The organism is Streptomyces sp. NBC_00122 (assembly GCF_045160845.1).
Lineage (GTDB): Bacteria > Actinomycetota > Actinomycetes > Streptomycetales > Streptomycetaceae > Streptomyces.
Window position 1 is genome coordinate 6,047,552 of record NZ_CP108191.1, and the last position, 18,577, is coordinate 6,066,128.

Below are 18,577 nucleotides of genomic sequence, written 5' to 3' on the forward strand. Positions count from 1 at the left end.
GAAGGAGCCGACCATGGACCAGCCGATCCCCGGGAGCGCGGGCGTCTCCACGCCCGCGGGGAAGATCTTCCCCGCGGGCGTCTCCACGCCCGCGGGGAAGATCTTCCCCCGCAACCTCACCGCCCGCGCCGCGCACAGGGTGGCCGGCAACCCGTCCGGCTCCCGCCCCGAGAGCGGTGTCGACAACTGCTTCCCCGGGCTGGAGTTCGACCAGCGCAACCTCGACAAGGCCTTCTTCCGCGGGCTCGTCTTCGACTTCCACCACGACACCGGATCCCGCTTGCTCGCCGTCAAGGGCGGGGTCGCCGAGGAACAGGGGATCTCCGACGCCGACCTGGGGGACAGCACCGGGGACGACGAACAGCGGCTGCACCTGTGGGCCGTGTGCGGGCGTACCACCGTGGACCAGGCAGAGGCCGAGGCGCCGGTCTTCCACGCGGTCGACCTGGACGGCCCGGGGATGTGGCGGCTGGTGCACGACCTGCTGCCGGGGACGATCTCCATCGTCGTGGGCCGGGGTTCCGGCAGCCGGTCGCCCGGCGCCTTCTGGGTTCCCGGCGGCCTGGGCAGCTGGCGGACACAAGGCCGGAGCGCGGTGCAGCGCGACGACGCGGGCGTGCTGGAAGTGGCCATCCTGACCGCCGAGCGGGCCGACTACCTGGACGAGGACGGGGTCATCGAACCGGACGTGTACGAGCCCGGCGACCTGACCCGCAGCCTGTGCGCGCCCTGGCAGTACGACTTCCGGGAGTGCGGCTGCTACTACTGGGCCGCCTCGAAACCCGACATCTCCGCCACATCCGGCGGCGAGTACCGCAACCTCAACTTCCAGCGCAGCGACCGCACCACCGTGCCACCCGCCCCGGACCTGACCACCTACCTGGAGCGCGGGCCGCTCGAACTCGACCACCCCGAACTGATCATGAACTGGAACGTGCTCCCCGTCGTCCTCAACGGGCGCGAGGACGACGCCCTGGGCGTGCCCGCCCCGCTGGACCTTCCCCTGATGGAGCCGCAGGACGTCATCAGGGAACTGACCCGCCTCGCCGTCGTCGAGCACGCGCTGTGCCTCGAATACCTCTACGCCCACTACTCGCTCGACGCTCCGATGACCCTGCCCGAGGACACCCCCGAGGACGTCCCGGTCCGGCGCGTCTTCGCGGCCGCGCAGGAGGTCTTCGGGGTGGCCGAGGACGAGATGCGCCATCTGCGGTGGGTCAACGAGATCCTCGGCGTGCTGGGGCGCCCGCTCCAACTCGACAGGCCCGCCGACGACTTCGTCATCCAGCAGCAGACCGGTCACCAGTTCAGGCTGGAGCCGCTCACACCCGAGCAGCTGGAGTGGTTCATCGCGGTCGAGAAACCGAGCGCCCAGATCGACCCGGACGGCATCGACGGGATGTACGTGCGGCTGCACCACACCATCGTGAACAACCCGAGCGCCTTCCCCCAGGCCGAACGGCTGGCCCACCTGATCAAGCTCATCATCGACGAGGGCGATGACCACTACCACCGGTTCACGGCGATCCGCGGACATCTGGCGGGTCTGGACCCGGACGGCTACCTGCGCCGACTGACGCCGCCGAACGACACGCTGGACGTGGAGCTGCTCCGCCTCGCGGACCTCAACTACGCCATGGTGCTGGGCGCGTTGCGCGCCACGCTGGAGGCGGGCGACAGGGCGGGCGGACTCCTGAGGGCCCAAGCGGTGCGCTCCATGCAGAACCTGCACGAGCTCAACCACCGGCTCGCCGCACGCGGAGTGGCACCCCGGTTCGCCGCGCCTTCCCCGGCGCTGTCGGACGGGCAGGCGCCCCGGGCCGCCGCGCGGGCCGTGGGCGAGGTGGTGCGTTCCATCCGTTCACTCGCGGACGGCAGCCTGCAGGAGCAGATGGACCGTCAAGAGGAGGGCGCGCGCGCCTTGGTCGCGGCGTGCAGCCTGCAATGACATCCCCGGCGCTGCGGACGCCTGCCGCTCCCCACGCCTCCGCGACCGTCGATATCGCCGGATCGGGACTTGCCGAACTGACCTGCGCCTGGCTGCTGCTCGCCCGTGGCCACCGGGTCCGTCTCCGGTCGCCCGGGCCGGCGGCAGGCCCCCGTCCGCTGCTGCTGGGCGGACCCACGATGGACCTGCTGCGCTCCCTGTGGGGCGGCGAGCTGCCGACGCACTGCCATCAGCTCACACACCGCCAGGTGTACTGGGGGCCCGACGCCGACGCGACCGGCCGGCGCATGCCCCAGCCGGCCACCGTCGTGGACGGCGCCCGCCTCGCCGAACACCTGCTCGGCCGCCTCGCCGCCCGGCACCCGGACGTCCTCTCCGAGACGCCCGGCCCACCGCGGTGGACCGTCACGGCCGCCGGTTCGTCCGGTCACTGGACGGCCGGGCGGCGCCACCTCCTGGCCGGGGAGGCCCCGCTGGCGCCAGGTACGGACGAGAGCACCGCCCGGCTCGTCTGCACCGAACGCGCGTGGCTGCACCTCACCCCACTGGGCGACGGGCGCGCCCTGCTCCAAGCCATGGTCCCCGGTCCGGCCACCCGGCCGACGGAGCTGCTGGAGTCGCTGCTCGCGGGCTCGGCTCTGGCCCCCGCTCTGCGGCACGCCCCCCGGACCGCCGTAGCCCTGCCCGCCGCCCCGCGCCTGCACCGCACCCCGGCGGTGCCCGGCCGGATCCTGGTGGGCGCCGGCGCGATCCGCTACGACCCGCTCAGCGGCACCGGATCGGCCCAGGCCCTGCGTACCGCCATCCTTGCCGCGGCCTCCCTCCACGCCATGGTCACCGGGGCGCCGCAGGGACCCCTGTGCACCCACTACACATCGCGCCTGCGCAGGGCCTTCCGCGCCCACCTCGCCACCTGTGCCCGGCTCTATCCGCAGGCGTTCGCCTCTCCTTCGTGGCAGCACGAGATCGACGCCGGCCGGCGGCAGGCTCGCCTGCTCCGGGGTGATGGGGATCCTGCGGACTGAGGATCCTCGCGCGCGCATCCTTCTGATCTGCCGCGCCGTGGCATCCGCGGCCCGTGCTCAGAGCGCCGCGGCGACCTCGTAGCCGGCCTCGACGATGGCGGCGCGGATCAGACGGTCGTCGAGCGGGGCGCCGCTCACCGTGACGGCCTGCGCGTCGAGGTCGACGACGACGCCGCTCACCCCGGGCACCTGATTGACCTGCTCGGTGATGTGGCCGGCACAGTGGCCGCAGGTCATGCCGGTCACGCGGTAGCGCTGCTCATCCATGGCGTTCTCTCCTCGACAGTGGCGTACAGGGTGGAGGCCGCGGGCGGCTCCCGCCCGGTGAGCGCGGGGACCGTCTGCCTCTCCCCCGTAGTCGTACGGAGGGGCCTTCTGGTTTCCGCGACTTGGGGGCGGCCGACGGCAGCGGAAGCACAGGCCCGCCCCGCTGTGCTCCCGCGGGGGTTCACCAGGGTGCTTGCGCCCGCCACCGAACGGGCATTCCCTTCACGTCCGGTGGCGGGAGGCCGTTCCGCAGACGGACGTGAAAGGAAAGGGCGCACGTGATGACCGATATCAATTCCCTGGCACCGATAGCGACGTTCTGCGGCAAGTGCGACTGCGGCTGCCCCCAGCTGTTCGTCGACGAGTCCGCGCCCGTCGAAAGGCGGGTCGTCATCACCGACGACTTCGGACAGCGCGTGGAGATGAGCGCCGACCAGTTCGGCTCCCTCATCGAGGACGCGAAGGCGGGCAAACTCGACGCCGTCGCGGTCGCCTGAGGCGACGGGGCCGCCCCCGGCCCGGCGGCGTTCAGCTGCCGGGCCGGACCACGACCGCGATCGTCTCGACCGGTCCGCTGTGGCGGAAGTGCAGGACGAAGGGAATCATCTGCCCCGCCCGCCAGCGTTCCTTCACCCTCACCATCACGTCCACCTCGAAGGGGGACATGCTGACGGTGCCCCCGGCCGGGATGGCGAGGGGACCGGTCATGCTCATGGAATCGGCCCCCGTGCCCGTGCTCCGGTGCCGGCTCAGCATGGTCTGCTCCACGGCCGGGGAGGTGACGGCTACCAGCTGGTCGTCCGCGCCGCCCAGGTTCGAGATCCGGAAGAACGCCGCAGTGTTCTCCTTGTCGGCGTACGGGAGGAAGACGCGGCCGCCGTCGACCGCGACGCGGGGTGGGGTGCCGGCAGCTCCGGAGCCGGCCCAGGCCGTCAGCCCGCACAGGCCGACCAGGCACGCGATCACAGGAACGGCCGCGGCCAGGTACGCCTCACGCAGACGCCGCTGCGTCGGCCGCCGGCCCTCCACCACTTCCCGCCGAGCGGAATCGGTCATCGTTCACTTCCTCCCCGGGCGCGGCGGGCCCGTGCACCGGCGGTCCGGCCCGCGGGGTCCCAGCCGCGAAGGCGCAGGCTGTTCCCCACGACCAGGAGCGAGCTGGCCGACATGGCCGCCGCGGCGACCATCGGGTTGAGCAGCCCGACGGCTGCCAGCGGGACGGTGACGAGGTTGTAGCCGAACGCCCAGACCAGATTGACCCGGATGGTCGCGAGGGTGCGCCGGGCCAGGCGGACCGCGTCCGCGACCGCCTCCACGTCACCGCGCACGAGGGTCACGTCGGCCGCCCCGATGGCGACGTCCGTACCGCTGCCCATGGCGATCCCGAGATCCGCGGCGGCCAGCGCGACGGCGTCGTTGACACCGTCGCCGACGACGGCGACCCGTCGGCCCTCGTCCCTCAACCGCCTTACGAGCGCGGCCTTGTCCTCCGGGGTGCAGCGGACATGGAGACGGGTGATCCCGAGCGCGGAGGCGACGGCCTCGGCGGGGGCCTCGCGGTCGCCGGTGGCCAGGACCGGCTCCACCCCCAGCCGCCGAAGGCGGTCGACGGCCCGGTAACTGCCCGGACGCACGACGTCCCCGAGGCCGACCAGCGCTTGGCCGACGCCGTCGACCCTTACCAGGACGGGGGTCAGCGCGGCGGCCTCGGCGGCGGCCAGTGCCTTCGCCAGCGCCTCGGGGAGGTCGGCGCCCGGCGCGCACACCTCGACCACCCGGCCGTCGACCACACCGCTGACACCCGCCCCGGGGGTGGCCCGGAAATCCGTCACTGGCGGCAGAGTCCCACCGGGCAGGTTCCGCCGCGCGTACGCGGCCAGCGCGATTCCGAGAGGATGCTCGGAGCCCTGCTCCACCGATCCGGCCAGCCTCAGGACGGTTTCCCGGCCCAGGCCTTCGGGGAGCGGCGTGAGCTGGGCGACGGTCATGTGCCCGGTCGTGAGGGTGCCGGTCTTGTCCAGTACGACCGTGTCGACGTGCCGCAGAGCCTCCAGGGCCCGCGGTCCCCCGACCAGGATGCCCAGTTGGGCGCCGCGGCCGGTCGCGGCCAGCAGCGCGGTGGGAGTCGCGAGGCCGAGAGCGCAGGGGCAGGCGACGACGAGGACGGCCACGGCCGCGGTCACCGCGGGCTGCGGATCCGCACCGGCGCCGAGCCAGAAGCCGAGCACGGTGACCGCCAACGACAGGACGACGGGGACGAAGACGCCCGCCACGCGATCGGCCAGACGCTGCGCCGCCGCCTTGCCGGCCTGGGCATCGGTGACCATGCGGGTGATGCGGGCGAGCCGGGTGTCCGCGCCGACCGCGGTGGCCCGTACGACGAGCAGCCCGCCCACGTTCACCGCCGCGCCGATCACGGTCCGGTCCGGCCCGACCTCGACGGGATCGCTCTCGCCGGTCAGCAGGGACAGGTCCAAGGCGGAGTTCCCGGACACCACGACGCCGTCCGTGGCGACGCGCTCCCCGGGCCGGACGACGAATTCCTGCCCGACGGTGAGCTGTTCGACCGGGATCCGCCGATCCTCGCCGTTCTCGCGGACGGTCACGTCCTTGACCGCCAGCGCGGAGAGCGATCGCAACGCCGCGCCCGTACCGCGCCGTGCCCGCGCTTCCAGGAACCGGCCGGTCAGGACGAACAGCGGTACGCCGACCGCCGCTTCCAGATAGACGTGGGCGACCTCGCCTCCGGCGGAGGGTAGGAGGGTGAAGGGCATCCGCATACCCGGCTGCCCCGCGCCGCCGAGGAACAACGCGTACAGGGACCAGAGGAACGAGGCGACGACACCGAGCGAGACCAGCGTGTCCATGGTGGCCGCCGAGTGCCGCAGGCCCCGCAGCGCGCGGACATGGAAGGGCCAGGCGCTCCAGACGGCCACGGGTGCGGCGAGCGCGAGGCACAGCCACTGCCAATTGCGGAACTGCAGAGCCGGGACCATCGACAGGACCATGACCGGCACACAGAGCAGCGCCGTGATCAGCAGCCGCTCGCGCTCGATGCGGTCCTCCTCCTTCCTCTTCTCCGGTACCGGATCCGCCGACCCGTTCTCCGCCTGTCCCCGGGGCTCGGGAGGCGCGTGGACCTCAGCTGTGTACCCCGCACGCTCGACCTCCGCCACCAGCTCGTCCGCCGTGGTGCCGGGCGGATGGATCACCCGCGCCCGGCCGGTGGCCAAGTTGACCGTGGCGCTGACCCCGTCGATCTTTCCGAGCCGCTTCTCCACGCGGTTGACGCAGGCCGCACAGGTCATGCCGCCGACGGTGAGGTCCGTGGTGGAGGCGGTCGCCAGCTCCGGGGTCATCGCGCACCGTCCGTCCGAGTGCCACCCGCGCCGCTGTGACCGTGCGGCCCGGGGCTGCCGCTGTCGGGGGTGGCGCCGGTCCCGCTGGAGCGCATACCCGGTGCGACCGGACCGGCCGAGGCACCGATCACGTACGACAGGCAGAACATCAGCCCCAGCAGGACCAGGAACCCCGCGAGCGCCGGCGGCGGCACCCACCGCCGCAGCGAGAGGTCCGTGCCGCCGGGGGACTGCTGTGGTTGCGTCATTGCCACTCCAGTGACGGGCGCGGTCCGGCGCCCTTCGCTCGTCAGGTGCTGCGGTACGCAGACCGCTGCCGAGGGGGCATCCCGCGGTGCGCTGATGCCGTCCCCACGAGTAGTCGGGGCGAGGCGTCGATGAGTTCCCGCCGCTCCGGGTACCTTGTTGCCCATTAATTGCAGTAACTGATTATGTGCGAAAGAGGTTGTGGTGGGCTCTCCGGTGGTGCTGGGCATCGAGTCGTCCTGTGACGAGACCGGGGCCGGGATCGTGTCCGGCGGACGGCTGCTCGCGCACGTGGTGGCGTCGAGCATGGACGAGCACGCCCGCTTCGGCGGGGTCGTGCCGGAGATCGCCGCCCGCGCGCACGTACAGGCCTTCAACCCGGTCGTGCGGGAGGCGCTGGACCAGGCGGGGCTGCGGATCAAGGACATCGACGCGGTCGCGGTGACGACCGGGCCGGGCCTGTCGGGTGCGCTGCAGGTGGGGTTGGCCGGGGCGAAGACCCTGGCCTACGCGGCCGGGGTGCCGTTGTACGGGGTGCACCACCTGGCCGGGCACGTCGCCGCCGACACCCTGGAGCACGGGCCGCTCCCGAACCCGTGCATGGTGCTGATCGTCTCGGGCGGGCACACCTCGCTGCTGTTCGTACGGGACCTCGTACGCGATCCGATCCTCCACCTCGGCGACACCGTGGACGACGCGGCGGGGGAGTGCTTCGACAAGGTCGCGCGGGTCTTCGGCCTGCCCTATCCCGGTGGGCCGGCCATCGACCGGGCGGCGCGCGGTGGCAACGGCTGCGCGGTGGCGCTCCCGCGGCCCTTGACCCGGCCGGGCGACGCCCCGTACGCCTTCTCCTTCTCCGGGCTGAAGACCGCGGCCGCGCGCTGGGCCGAGCAGCACCGCATACGAGGCGAGGAGATCCCCCTCGCCGATGGCGCCGCCTCGCTCCAGGAGGCCGTCGCCGACGTGTTGACCCGCAAGGCGCTGGCCGCCTGCCGGGAGTACGAGGTGCGCACGCTCGTCGTGGTGGGCGGGGTCGCCGCCAACTCGCGGGTGCGGGCGCTGGCCGAGGAGCGGTGCGCGGCCGCCGGCGTCGAGCTGCGGGTACCGCCGCTGACGCTGTGCACCGACAACGGGGCGATGATCGCCGCCGTCGGCGACCTGCTGGTCCGGGCGGGCTCGGCTCCCGCACGGCTCGACATGTCGATCGACCCGTCCGCGCCGCTGGAGTACGCGGCCCTGCACCCCGCCGCCGCGCTGCCGTGAGATCGGCCCAGGTGAGCTGGATCTCGGTGTCTGCGTGCTCGATCAGCAGCCAGTACCACTCCGGGCGCCCCGCGCCCCGCGCGCCGTTCGCCGCTCGTGGAAGCCTCACGAAGGGCACGCCGCACGTTGTCTGATTAGCACCGTACCTTTCTTACGGGTCGGGAGAATCTCGGATTGCAACAGGCGGTGATCGAACGTGCTGCCGTTGGGCGCCTCAATGCGCCCCCGCCGTACATCGGTCACCGATCCCCCCAGCACCGTGAGAGGTACCACGATGACAACAAACCGCGTCAAGCGCTTCGCGGCCCGCGCGCTGACAATGACGGCGGCGGCCTGCGCAGTCGCGGCGGCAAGCACCCTTCCGGCGTCCGCTGCCGACCAGCCGACCCGGCCGCTGCTCATGGCGGACTGCGCCTCGGGCGAAGGCAAGTGCACGTTCAACTCGCCCCAGCTCGGCGAGGCGTACCTGGGTGACTTCCGTCAGGTGTCGAACTCGGTGTTCAACTGCAGCACGTCCGACGCCACTCAGGCGATGACGTGGGACGACACGGTGGGATCCACCGACTCGTTGGGCGTCTCCGTCACCGCCGGAGGCAAGATCGCGGGCATCGTGGACCTCAGCATAACGGCGAGTTACAGCCACAGTTGGTCGAGCACTCACTCGGAGAGCAGCTCGCTCAACATGACGGTGAAGCCCGGCGAGGTGGGCTGGATCTCACGCGCCCAGGTGATGCAGAAGGTCTCCGGCACCTGGCAGACCCACTACGACAGCCCCAAGTGGGGCCACTACTACTGGTTCTTCCAGGACACCATCACCAGCCCGGCCAAGAACGGCACTGACGGCAAGAGCAATGCGGTGGTGGTGAAGAGCCGGAAGATGACCGATGCGGAGAAGCGTTCCTGCTCCGACGAGTCCCGCACGGGCCGTGCCTTCGTCCAGGAACGCTGAGTAGCGACTCGCCTGTGACCCCGGCCCCCTGACCCCGCCCGTGCGGGGGCAGGGGGCCGGGGCAGCACGCGGCCGCCGGGCTGTGCCCGGCGGCCGGAAAACCGTGGGCCGCCGCGGGGCACTGCCCACTACGATCGGGTCCTCACCTGATCATGGCGGTACGACGGAGGCAGCGATGACACAGGCCCCTTCGCGGATACCCGCCCACCCCGAACGGCTTGAGCAGGGACACCCGTTCCGACAATGGAAGACGTGCCGCATACCCGGCACCGAGCTCACCCTCACCGGGTACTCGCGCGCCAACGACAAGACGTTCTTCCACATACCGGAACTGCGCTGCGCGCTCGACGCCGGACTGGCGGAAGGCCGTCAGACGGACACCGTCTTCCTCACCCACACCCACCACGACCATTCCAAGGACCTCGACTACCTCGCCGCCAGGCCCGCCGGTGTCGACATCCACCTGCCCGCCGCGGCGGTGCCGTACGTGGAGACCTTTCTGCGGGCCTCCGCCGAACTGAACCACGGCGCCGCCTACGATCCGGCCCTCGCCGCGAAATGCCGGCTGCACGGGGTGCGCGGCGGCGACGAGTTCACTTTCGGACGCCGTGGGCACCACGTGCGGGTAGTGGAGTGCGCGCACAAGGTGCCGTGCGTGGGATACGCGTTCTCCGAACGCCGCAAGGCACTGCTGCCCGAGTACGAGGAATTGCGGCAGTCCCTCGCCGAACAGGGCCGGGGCGCGGAGTTCGGCCGCATCCTGGCGCAGCGCCGCCAGGACGGCATCGAGGTCGAACGCGAGGTGCTGGGGCCGCTGTTCGCCTTCCTCGGCGACACCCATGTCAGCGTGTTCGCGGACAATCCGTGGCTCTTCGACTACCCGGTGCTCATCACCGAGTGCACCTATCTCGACGACGCCGAACTCGAGCGGGCCGACCGGGTCGGACACACCGTCTGGAGTCGGCTGAAGCCCGTCGTCGAGGCCCACCCGCACACCCTCTTCGTCCTCACCCACTTCAGCCTGCGCCACTCGGACCAGGACGTCCTCGCCTTCTTCGGCGACGAGCGGCCCGGCAACGTGCTGCTGTGGGTGCACCCGGACAGCCGGCTGCCCGAACAGCACCAGCAGCCGGGTCGGTGACCGGGCGCTGCGTCCGCGTCGACGGGGGTAGCGGTGTCGCGCGGGCGGGTCTCGGGCGGCTTCGGCTTCTCGCCCACGCCGCCCCCGGGAACGCGTGCGATCGAGTGTTCAGCGTTCAGCGTTCGAGTAGGGCCCGGAGCGCCTCGGCGATCTCGGCGGGAGCCTCCTCGGCCATGAAGTGGCCGCACGTGACGGTCCTGTGCTGCAGGTCGGCGGCCCAGGTGTGCCACAGGGCGGCCGCGTCGAAGCCGAGGGCAGCGCCCCAGTCCTGCTGGAGCACGGTGACGGGCATCTTCAGCTGATGGCCGGCCGCCCGGTCCACCCGGTCGTGCTCCATCAGGTGCCGGTCTGCTCGTACGCGTGTCCCGCGCGCAGCACGGCCGGGGCCGGGACGGACGCCGGGTCGCGCGGGTCGTGGCCGACCAGGGAGGCCAGGACCAGCGCGGCGTCCTCCACCGTGCGGGTGATGGGGCCGACGTGGTCGAGCGACCAGGACAGGGACGTCACGCCGTACCGGGGGACCAGTCCGTACGTCGGCTTCAGGCCGACGACCCCGTTCAGTGCGGCGGGTACCCGGATCGACCCCCCGGTGTCGGTCCCCAGCGCGAACGTGGCGGCTCCGGCGGCCACGGCGACCGCCGACCCGCCGCTGGAGCCACCGGCGACCCGCCCCCGGTCCCAGGCGTTGCCGGTCTGAGGTGTGGTCAGGCCGTAGGCGAATTCGTGCGTGTGGGTCTTGCCGACGAAAGCCGTGCCGGCCGCGGAGAGTTGCGCTGCGACCGTGGCGTCGGCCACCGCCCGGTGGCCGTCACGTACCCGGGAGCTCGCGGACGTGGCCATCCCGGCCACATCGATCAGGTCCTTCAACCCGGCGGGAATGCCGTGCAGAGGTCCTCTGATCCGGTCGGTGGCGGCCTCGTCCGCCGCACGTCGCGCTGCCTGCCGTGCGTGATCCGCCGTTACCGCGGCGTAGGCCCGCAGGCGCGGTTGGACCTGCTCGATGCGCTCCAGTACCGAGTCCACCAGCTCGACCGGAGACAGCCGCCGGGTCCGTATGGCCTCGGCGGCGTCGGCCACGGTCAGTTCAAACGGCTGCATCGTGCTGCTCCCCTCCCGCGCGGTACGCGGCGGCCGGCGGTGTGTCCCCGAAGTCCAGTTCCCGCAGGACGGAGACGACGGAATGGATGTGGTCGGCGGTGGCCGCCACTCCCGCGTGGCGCTCGTTCGCCAGCGGGAGTCCGGATCGCGCGGCCCAGCGAGCCGCCTCCGGCGGCGTGAGATCAGCGGCGGACATGTGTGGCCTTCCTGATCGGGCTGAGGGGCGGCGAGTGATCACCGCCACGCTAAAGCTAACAGGTTGCGTTAGCTGACGGCAGAGCCTACGTTACTTAAAGCGAACCAATCGCTTTTGAGTGTGGATCCGCCCTCCGTAGACGAAGGAAGACATCTCTCGTGCGCACAGCTCCGCCCGCCGAAACCGCCCCGCCCGCCGCCGCTCCGTCCTGGGCGATCGGTGACGTCACCGTCCACCGCATCGACGAGATCCCGCTGCCGCCGGAGACCGGCCCCTGGCTCCTGCCGGCCGCCACCGCCGACGTCGTCGCCGAACAGGGCTGGCTCCGGCCCGACTTCGCGGATCGCGACGGGATCCTGCGCATCGACAGCCACAGCTTCGCCCTGGTCGTGGACGGACTGCGCGTACTCGTCGACACCGGAGTCGGCAACGGGAAGACGCGCGCGAACCCGGCATGGCACGACCTCCGCACCGACTACCTCGCACGCCTCGCGGCGGCGGGGTTCGCTCCGGAGTCCGTCGACCTGGTGGTGCTGACCCATCTGCACACCGATCACGTCGGCTGGAACACGCGGGAAGCCGAAGGTGCTTGGGTGCCGACGTTCCCCAACGCCCGCTACCTCACGGCGAAGGCGGAGTACGACTTCTGGGCCGCGTACGACATGGAGGAGGCGCGGCGCGCCATGTTCCGCGACTCCGTGCATCCGGTCGAGGAGGCGGGTCTGCTCGACCTGGTCGACGTGCCGTCCGAGGGCATCGACATCGCCGCCGGTCTGCGCCTGGTGCCGGCCCCGGGGCACACTCCTGGCCACGTCGCCGTCCAGGTGAGCAGTGCCGGTGCCACGGCGGTGATCACCGGGGACTGCATCCATCACCCCGTACAGCTGGCGCATCCGGGAATCGGCAGCTGTGTCGACATCGACCCCGAGCAGGCCGAGGCGACCCGCCGTTCGCTGCTCGCCTCGCTCGCCGACACCGACGGCCTGCTCCTCGGCACTCACTTCCCTCCGCCGACCGCCGGCCGTGTCGTCACCATGGGCGACGCCTACCGGCTCGAGCCCGTGCCCGGCCGGGGCGCGGTGGCCGGAGCCTGACCGCCGGCGCATCGGGCCGCGGCGGCCGACGCGGGACCGCGGGGTGGAGTCGACCGCCTCGGTGGCATCCTGCGGCGGAGCGAACCGGCTGGAGGCGGCCTCTCGTGAACCCGCCGCGCCCGGTCAGCGGGACGTGTCGCCGCCGTTCAGGACGTCCTGCACGAGCCGGCGCGCGTAGGCGGCGGTGAGGTCGCCGGGACGGAAGAGGATGCGGTACATCATGGGCGCCACGACCCGGTCGAGGACCGACTCGACGTCGGGGGCGTCCTCGCCGCGCTCCGCGGCCCGGGTGAGCATGATGTCGATCTGCTCGGCCGCGTACGCGGAGCACCGCGCCGCGTTGTCACCGCCGGGGTCCCCGAGCAGGGCGTCGCGAATGTAGGCCCGGCCGATGGGAGAGGCCATCTCCTCGATGAACTGCTCGGCCCAGTTCCGCAGGTCGGTCGGCAGGTCTCCGTGGTCCCGCGGCGGAGCGTCCGGCCGCAGGTGCTCCACGGCGACGTCCGACAGCAGCTCCTGCAGGTCGCCCCAGCGCCGGTAGATCGTCGACGGAGTGACGCCCGCGCGGGCCGCGACGAGCGGAACGGTCAGCTCGGGGCGGCCCACTTCCTCCTGGAGTTCGCGCACGGCGGTATGGACCGCTTCCTGGACACGGGCGCTGCGGCCGCCCGGGCGAACCATGGGTTTGCGACTCATGTGAGCAGCTTAAAGCAAAGTCCTTGCTTCATGGGGCAACTTAAAGCGAACCGATTGCTTTAGCTCCCGAGGGTGAAGTAGCGTGCTTAAAGCAAATCATCCGCTTTAAGTCGGGAGTTGTTGATGGTGAAGCGCCTGCCCTTCGTGCTGGACGCATCCATCCTGATCACCCTGCTGGCCGCCTCCAGCGCGCCCACTCCCCTCTACCCCGTGTATCAGGACCGGTGGGAGCTGTCCGCGCTGTCCGTGACGGTGGTCTTCAGCGCGTACACCCTCGCCCTGCTGGCGGCCCTGCTCACCACCGGGGCCCTGTCCGACCACGTAGGGCGGCGTCCCGTGCTCATGTGCGCGCTCACGCTGGAAGCGGCCTCGATGGCAGCGTTCGCGAGCGCCGACGGCATGGGAGCCCTCATCGCCGCGCGCGTGCTGCAAGGACTCGCCACCGGCGCGGCCACCAGCGCGGCGGGGGCCGCCCTGGTCGATCTCGACGAGCCGGGGCACCCCGGCCGGTCCGCCCTCACCAACAGCATCGCGCCGGCGGCAGGGATGGCCGTCGGCGTCCTGACATCCACCGTGCTCATCCGCTACGTACCCGGGCCGACCGTGACCGTGTACCTCGCGTTGATGCTCGTATTCCTCGGGCAGGCAGCCGCCGTCTCCCTTTCCCCCGAGACCGCCCGTCCCCACACCGGGGCGTGGCGCTCCTTGCGTCCGCGCCTCGCCGTCTCCCCGGCCGCCCGCGGGCCCCTTGTGATCAGCGGCGGGGGAGTCATCGCCGTATGGGCGCTCGGAGGCTTCTACTCCTCCCTCGGCCCGGCCTTCGTCCGCCTCGTGGCCCCCGACGCTCCGCAGGCGGCCGGAGGCATGGTCTTCTTCACCCTGAGCCTGTCGGCGGCGCTCACGGTCCGGGCCACCCGCGGCCTACGCCCCGTGACCGCCACGCTCCTGGGCTGCTCGGCGGTTCCCGTTGCCGTGGCCCTGTCCCTGGCCGCCATCCACCTGGTGAGCCTGCCTGCCGTCTTCGCCGCGGCCCTCCTGGCCGGTGTCGCCTTCGGCGCGGTGTCACAGGGCTCGCTGCGCATGGTCCTCGCCCCGGTCCCGCAGCCCGACCGGAGCACGACGCTGGCCGCGTACTACGTGCTCTCCTACGTGGCGATGAGCCTGCCGGCCGTGGCCGCAGGCCTCCTGACGGAGGTGTACGGCCTGCGGACAGCGGCCCATCTGTACGCCGTCCTCGTCGCCCTGCTCGCCACGGCCGCGCTGCTCACCCTCGTTGCCGCCGCGCTCCCTCATCCCGGACCCGGGTTCCCCCGGAGCGTGGTCGCCGCCCCGGAGGTCCCCGCGGGACCACCGGCCGATGTCACGGTCGGACGAGGCCGTGTGGCCTGGGCACGGAGTGACCGCGGTAGTACACGAGGGTGAGAGGCCCGGAGCCACCGGACGAGCGGGTCGTGGGTCGGGGGTCCCCGCCCCGCCCCCCCGCTACTCCTCCAGCAGGCCCGGGACCTGCCGCGGCCGTCCGTCGGCGTCGATGGCGACGAAGGTCAGGACGGCGGTGGCGACCTCGGTGGCGGGAGTGGTGGTGATGTTCCAGCGTTCCGCGGTGACCCGGACGGAGACGGTCATGGAGGTCCGGCCAGCTCGTTCGAGCGTGGCGTGGACGGTCAGCAGGTCCCCGGCACGGGCTGGGGAGTGGAAGGTCATGCGGTCCACGGAGACCGTGACGGCGGGGCCGTCGGCATGGCGGCCCGCCGACGCCGCGGCCGCGTCGTCGATGAGCTTCATGACGACGCCGCCATGAATGGTCCCGTAGAGGTTGGTGTCGTGCTCGCTCATGATGTGGGCGAGGGTCACACGGGAGTCGGCCGGCGCCTTGTGGGCCCTGGCGCCTGCGGTGATGTCCGCGGTCACGGAGCTCTCCTTCGCGAGTCGTGCGGGGGCGGTCCCGGTGGACCGGCCGCAGGCGCGAAGGAGCGGCGGGCACGCATGCGCCCGCTGCCGCCGGCCCGCCCTCGAGGCCACCGAGATCTCCGTACGCGTCTTTCGCGCACGGGCAGCGGCAGGTCTTCGGACTCGCGGGCGGGCCGGCGTACGCATGGCGCGTACGGAGGCACCTACTGGCCGTTGCTTCCCAGGTCCGTCCCGGACCCAGTGCGTATGACGGCGGTCGTTCCCGCTCACCGCTGCGGGGCAGTCCCGGATTCCCACCGGGTTCCCTCTTGCGACGCATCCCGCCTGGCTGACGGGGCGAACCAGCTGCCGGGCCAGCCTAAGGGCTGTCCCGCGGGCGCGGGTGCCGCTCGTGCGTGACCCCCGCCTCACCCGGCCGGCTCCGGCTGCTCGGCGGCCGACCGTTGCCGCGGTACGGATTCGGCCTGCCGTAGGACCGTAGGACGGCCCGGCCGACCGCCAGGGCCGGGACCAGGACCAGGGGTGATGGAAAGTCACTGGCTTCCCGTGCCCTCCAGCGGCGAGACTTCCGGCGTGACGCTTCACGAGAATGAGATCCCCGTCGACGAAACGCTGGTCCGGTCACTGCTGAAGGCGCAGCGCCCGGAGTGGGCCGCCCTGCCGTTGTCGCCCGCAGGCGCAGGCACGGACAACACCATGTACCGGCTGGGCGATGACCTGCTCGTGCGACTTCCGCGAACCGCCGACAACGGACAGTCCGTGCGGAAGGAGCAGGAATGGCTGCCCCGCCTGGCGCCCCTCCTCCCGTGTCCGGTTCCCGAGCCCGTCCACGCCGGGACACCCACCGACGCCTTCCCGGTCGTCTGGTCGGTCTATCGCTGGATCGACGGTGACGAAGCCGGCCCGGACACCGTCCGGGACTGGGCCGCCTTCGGAGCCGACCTGGCGGCGGTCGTGAGGGAGCTCCACGCCATCGACCTCATGGGAGCGACCCGCGCAGATGGCCTCAGCTGGTACCGCGGAGGCAGCCTGGGGCCGTGCGACCAGTGGATCAGTGGATGTCTCGACGATTGCCGGACCACCGTGGGTTCTGAGCTCGACGTCGACACTCTGGAACAGCTGTGGCGAGCCGCGCTCGCACTGCCCGAGCCCTCCGGACCTCACGTGTGGCTCCACGGAGACCTCAAGCCGACCAACCTCCTGGTCCGGGACGGCAAGCTCCACTCGGTCATCGACTTCGGAGGACTCTCGGTCGGATTTCCCGACGCTGAGCACTCCACGGTCTGGGACCTGCCGCCACAAGCCCGACAGGCCTACTGGGACACCTTGAACCTCGACGATTCGACCTGGACCCGCGCCCGCGCCTGGGCGGTCGCGGTGGGCGTCAGCGGGATCTCCTACTACTGGGACACCTTCCCCGCCTTCGTCGCCGAATGCCGAGCACGCCTCCAGGCGATCCTCGCCGACGCCGCCACGCGTTGAGCGGCCTCCCCGACCCAGGAGGAAGCGCCGTACGGCGCAGGTTCAGTGACAGTGGGTGGGACGTTCAGAGCCCGTGCTGGTCGAGAACGGCCATCAGCTTCCGCTTGGTGTCGTTTCCGTCGACGGTGGCGGTGATCGCTTCGTCCCCGATCTCCAGCCGGGAGACGGCGGAGAGATAGCCGAGCCCCCGCTCGAAGGAACGCGCCCCCGCCAGTCGGCGCAGGTCCTTCTCGGTGAAACGCAAGGCATGTGTCACGGCATCCATTCAATCGAAGGGGAGGCCACCGGCACCACGTTTCGGTTCCCACGCCTTGGGCGGTCCGGGCCACGGCGGGGGCAGCCGTGCGGTTCAGCTCCGCAGGCACCACTCGACGAACCCCGCGACGCTTCCGTCCACCCCGGCCTCCTCGTTCGCCACCGCGGCCGTGCGGAAGAAGTGGACCTCCCGGAAGTTGAGTTCCATGGCCTGTACGAGGCTGTGCAGGCCGAGCGCCTCACGGAGCCAGGTCCGGGCGCCGGTACTGTCTTCGAGGCCGGCCGGTACCAGGCCGTGCTCGGCGAGCAGGTCCGTCTTGCTGATGGCGACCGCGAGGCGCGAGCGCTGCAGTGGGGCGCCCATCGCGGCCACGGCCTGGACCGAGCGGGCGAAGACCTCCTCCGGATCGACCGTGGAGCCGAGGGTGCGGTCCAGCAGCGGGCCGGGCGGCGGCTCCATGGTGGTCCAGAACGCCTTCACCGCCATCGGGTCCAGCACGAAGACGAAGGTGCGCGCGGCCCGTGCGTAGCGCAGCGCGTCGGTGTCCTCGCGGTCGACGAACCGCTCGCCGGCCGTGTCGAAGAGGTGGATCAGCCGCTGGGACCGGCCGCCGCCGAGGACGAAGGAGTGTGCGCGGGGCAGGGTCTTCTGGGTGGCGCGGGTGTGCCCCCGCATCCGCAGTACTTCGCGCAGCACCTGGTAGTTGGTGTCCGACTCCTCGTCGGCGAGGGTGATCGCCGGACCGCCGTTCGCCGCGGCGTGCTCCAGGGACAGCAGCATGGCCGCCATCAGCTGGGTCTTGCCCGCCGCCTGTCCGCCGATCAGCGGTATCACCACCTCGGGCATGTGGCCGGCGTCCGTGTTCATCGGCTTCCCGCAGTGCGGGTGGACGCAGTACGCCTGGAGCCGCGAGTTCCGGCCCATCAGCATCAGCAGCGTCGGCATGCGCTGTCCGCACTCGCAGCGGCGCCGGAAGATCCCGTACGTCCCCGGGCGGATGTCGGCGTGCCGACGCCGGCAGGTGGGGCTGGGGCAGTCGTACGACGGGTAGGGCACTCGCTCGAAGCAGTGCGGGCAGAGCATTCCGGTGCGCAGCCGCTTCATCCACAGCACTGCCCGGTCGACGGCCCTCAGGGTGCCGGCGAGGAGCCGGGCACCGCCCGTCAGCAGCGCCAGGACGAGCGCGTGCAGGGCGAACAGCAGGCCGAGCAGCGGAACGGCCAAGGCCGCGCCCGCGCAGAGTCCCAGGTACAGAGTCAGGCCGTACGGGATCGTGAAGGCCCGGTGCCTTGTCGGGGCGACGAACTGCCGTGAGGTCACGGCGCGGAAGGAATCGCCGACCGTGGTGGTGTACGAGCGCCCCTCCAGCGTGAGCAGTTGGCGCAGGTCGCGTGAGGCCGGACCGAAGAAGTAGTTGCGGTACGCCTTCACCTCCTCGTCCTGGGGGCGGTAGGGAGGCAGCGTCCGGAACTCGGGGGTGCGCCGGTACACGACGCCGACCAGCGTGCGTCCGTACCCGGCGAGCACCTGCATGACCAGCGCGAGACCCCGCAGGGTGGCGATGAAGGGGACGAAGGCCAGGTACCAGGAGAGCCCGAAGAGGAAGAGGACGGGGAGCAGGACGAACCTGACGATTTCAGCCACGG

Annotated in this window: 18 protein-coding genes, 2 pseudogenes and 1 riboswitch; of the genes and pseudogenes, 9 read left to right on the forward strand and 11 right to left on the reverse strand. The window is 71.8% G+C overall.

Annotation, left to right across the window (positions count from 1 at the left end):
- The first annotated feature begins 13 nt into the window (after nucleotides 1-13).
- Nucleotides 14-1,948 carry a ferritin-like domain-containing protein gene (locus OG737_RS27665; protein WP_405922110.1) on the forward strand — a complete coding sequence of 645 codons (1,935 nt, stop codon included), beginning with the start codon at nucleotides 14-16 and terminating at the stop codon, nucleotides 1,946-1,948.
- On the forward strand, nucleotides 1,945-2,973 hold the full coding sequence (locus OG737_RS27670; protein WP_328928932.1) for a hypothetical protein: 1,029 nt from the start codon (nucleotides 1,945-1,947) through the stop codon (nucleotides 2,971-2,973). The genes OG737_RS27665 and OG737_RS27670 overlap by 4 nt, the downstream gene beginning before the upstream one ends.
- 57 nt (nucleotides 2,974-3,030) lie before the next feature.
- Here the strand turns inward: OG737_RS27670 and OG737_RS27675 are convergent, their stop codons facing one another.
- Nucleotides 3,031-3,240 carry a heavy-metal-associated domain-containing protein gene (locus OG737_RS27675; RefSeq protein ID WP_328928933.1) on the reverse strand — a complete coding sequence of 70 codons (210 nt, stop codon included), beginning with the start codon at nucleotides 3,238-3,240 and terminating at the stop codon, nucleotides 3,031-3,033.
- 281 nt (nucleotides 3,241-3,521) lie between these two features.
- Here OG737_RS27675 and OG737_RS27680 point away from each other — a divergent pair, with 281 nt between their 5' ends.
- A complete protein-coding gene (locus OG737_RS27680; RefSeq protein WP_328928934.1) occupies nucleotides 3,522-3,737 on the forward strand; it encodes a hypothetical protein in 216 nt (71 codons plus the stop codon).
- Nucleotides 3,738-3,768: 31 nt separating this feature from the next.
- On the opposite strand, the gene OG737_RS27685 is transcribed toward OG737_RS27680, so the two are convergent.
- The 3 genes from OG737_RS27685 to OG737_RS27695 are packed head-to-tail and all read right to left on the reverse strand — an operon-like array spanning nucleotide 3,769 to nucleotide 6,847.
- On the reverse strand, nucleotides 3,769-4,296 hold the full coding sequence (locus tag OG737_RS27685) for a copper chaperone PCu(A)C (RefSeq protein WP_328928935.1): 528 nt from the start codon (nucleotides 4,294-4,296) through the stop codon (nucleotides 3,769-3,771).
- The gene (locus OG737_RS27690; protein WP_405922111.1) at nucleotides 4,293-6,599 is read right to left on the reverse strand and encodes a heavy metal translocating P-type ATPase; all 2,307 of its coding nucleotides are present in this window, start codon (nucleotides 6,597-6,599) and stop codon (nucleotides 4,293-4,295) included. The genes OG737_RS27685 and OG737_RS27690 overlap by 4 nt, the downstream gene beginning before the upstream one ends.
- The gene (locus OG737_RS27695; protein WP_328928937.1) at nucleotides 6,596-6,847 is read right to left on the reverse strand and encodes a hypothetical protein; all 252 of its coding nucleotides are present in this window, start codon (nucleotides 6,845-6,847) and stop codon (nucleotides 6,596-6,598) included. Before OG737_RS27695 ends, OG737_RS27690 begins: the two co-directional genes overlap by 4 nt.
- Before the next feature lie 214 nt (nucleotides 6,848-7,061).
- Here OG737_RS27695 and tsaD point away from each other — a divergent pair, with 214 nt between their 5' ends.
- The 3 genes from tsaD (at nucleotide 7,062) to OG737_RS27710 (ending at nucleotide 10,198) form a co-directional block, all read left to right on the forward strand.
- On the forward strand, nucleotides 7,062-8,108 hold the full coding sequence (gene tsaD / locus OG737_RS27700) for a tRNA (adenosine(37)-N6)-threonylcarbamoyltransferase complex transferase subunit TsaD (RefSeq protein ID WP_405922453.1): 1,047 nt from the start codon (nucleotides 7,062-7,064) through the stop codon (nucleotides 8,106-8,108).
- 274 nt (nucleotides 8,109-8,382) lie between these two features.
- The gene (locus tag OG737_RS27705) at nucleotides 8,383-9,057 is read left to right on the forward strand and encodes a hypothetical protein (protein WP_328928938.1); all 675 of its coding nucleotides are present in this window, start codon (nucleotides 8,383-8,385) and stop codon (nucleotides 9,055-9,057) included.
- Nucleotides 9,058-9,232: 175 nt separating this feature from the next.
- On the forward strand, nucleotides 9,233-10,198 hold the full coding sequence (locus OG737_RS27710) for an MBL fold metallo-hydrolase (protein ID WP_328928939.1): 966 nt from the start codon (nucleotides 9,233-9,235) through the stop codon (nucleotides 10,196-10,198).
- 115 nt (nucleotides 10,199-10,313) lie between these two features.
- Here the strand turns inward: OG737_RS27710 and OG737_RS27715 are convergent.
- The 3 genes and pseudogenes from OG737_RS27715 to OG737_RS27725 all read right to left on the reverse strand — a co-directional run.
- Nucleotides 10,314-10,535, reverse strand: a pseudogene (locus OG737_RS27715) (alpha/beta hydrolase); the annotation flags it as partial.
- A gap of 5 nt (nucleotides 10,536-10,540) precedes the next feature.
- Nucleotides 10,541-11,296, reverse strand: a pseudogene (locus tag OG737_RS27720) (amidase); the annotation flags it as partial.
- The gene (locus OG737_RS27725; protein ID WP_328928940.1) at nucleotides 11,283-11,492 is read right to left on the reverse strand and encodes a hypothetical protein; all 210 of its coding nucleotides are present in this window, start codon (nucleotides 11,490-11,492) and stop codon (nucleotides 11,283-11,285) included. The gene OG737_RS27725 and the pseudogene OG737_RS27720, both read right to left, overlap by 14 nt.
- Nucleotides 11,493-11,650: 158 nt before the next feature.
- On the opposite strand from OG737_RS27725, the gene OG737_RS27730 reads away from it, so the two are divergent.
- Complete coding sequence (locus OG737_RS27730; protein ID WP_405922112.1) at nucleotides 11,651-12,586, forward strand: MBL fold metallo-hydrolase; 936 nt, start codon at nucleotides 11,651-11,653, stop codon at nucleotides 12,584-12,586.
- A 123-nt stretch (nucleotides 12,587-12,709) separates the two neighbouring features.
- Here the strand turns inward: OG737_RS27730 and OG737_RS27735 are convergent, their stop codons facing one another.
- The gene (locus OG737_RS27735; RefSeq protein ID WP_405922113.1) at nucleotides 12,710-13,282 is read right to left on the reverse strand and encodes a TetR/AcrR family transcriptional regulator; all 573 of its coding nucleotides are present in this window, start codon (nucleotides 13,280-13,282) and stop codon (nucleotides 12,710-12,712) included.
- A gap of 123 nt (nucleotides 13,283-13,405) precedes the next feature.
- Between OG737_RS27735 and OG737_RS27740 the strand changes: the two genes are divergently transcribed.
- Nucleotides 13,406-14,704 (forward strand): MFS transporter, encoded by a 1,299-nt coding sequence (locus tag OG737_RS27740; protein ID WP_405922114.1) that lies wholly within the window; start codon nucleotides 13,406-13,408, stop codon nucleotides 14,702-14,704.
- A gap of 60 nt (nucleotides 14,705-14,764) precedes the next feature.
- On the opposite strand, the gene OG737_RS27745 is transcribed toward OG737_RS27740, so the two are convergent.
- Entirely contained in the window at nucleotides 14,765-15,193 is a 429-nt protein-coding gene (locus tag OG737_RS27745; protein ID WP_328928944.1) for an acyl-CoA thioesterase, read from the reverse strand.
- 150 nt (nucleotides 15,194-15,343) lie between these two features.
- A riboswitch (cobalamin riboswitch) is annotated at nucleotides 15,344-15,503 on the reverse strand.
- A gap of 263 nt (nucleotides 15,504-15,766) precedes the next feature.
- Between OG737_RS27745 and OG737_RS27750 the strand changes: the two genes are divergently transcribed.
- Nucleotides 15,767-16,675 (forward strand): aminoglycoside phosphotransferase family protein, encoded by a 909-nt coding sequence (locus OG737_RS27750; protein WP_405677375.1) that lies wholly within the window; start codon nucleotides 15,767-15,769, stop codon nucleotides 16,673-16,675.
- Between the two features lie 64 nt (nucleotides 16,676-16,739).
- Here OG737_RS27750 and OG737_RS27755 read toward each other — a convergent pair whose 3' ends face one another.
- Nucleotides 16,740-16,931: a hypothetical protein gene (locus tag OG737_RS27755; protein ID WP_405677373.1), complete on the reverse strand. Its 192-nt coding sequence runs from the start codon at nucleotides 16,929-16,931 to the stop codon at nucleotides 16,740-16,742.
- Nucleotides 16,932-17,024: 93 nt separating this feature from the next.
- Nucleotides 17,025-18,575 carry a TRAFAC clade GTPase domain-containing protein gene (locus OG737_RS27760; protein ID WP_328928946.1) on the reverse strand — a complete coding sequence of 517 codons (1,551 nt, stop codon included), beginning with the start codon at nucleotides 18,573-18,575 and terminating at the stop codon, nucleotides 17,025-17,027.
- Nucleotides 18,576-18,577: the final 2 nt, after the last annotated feature.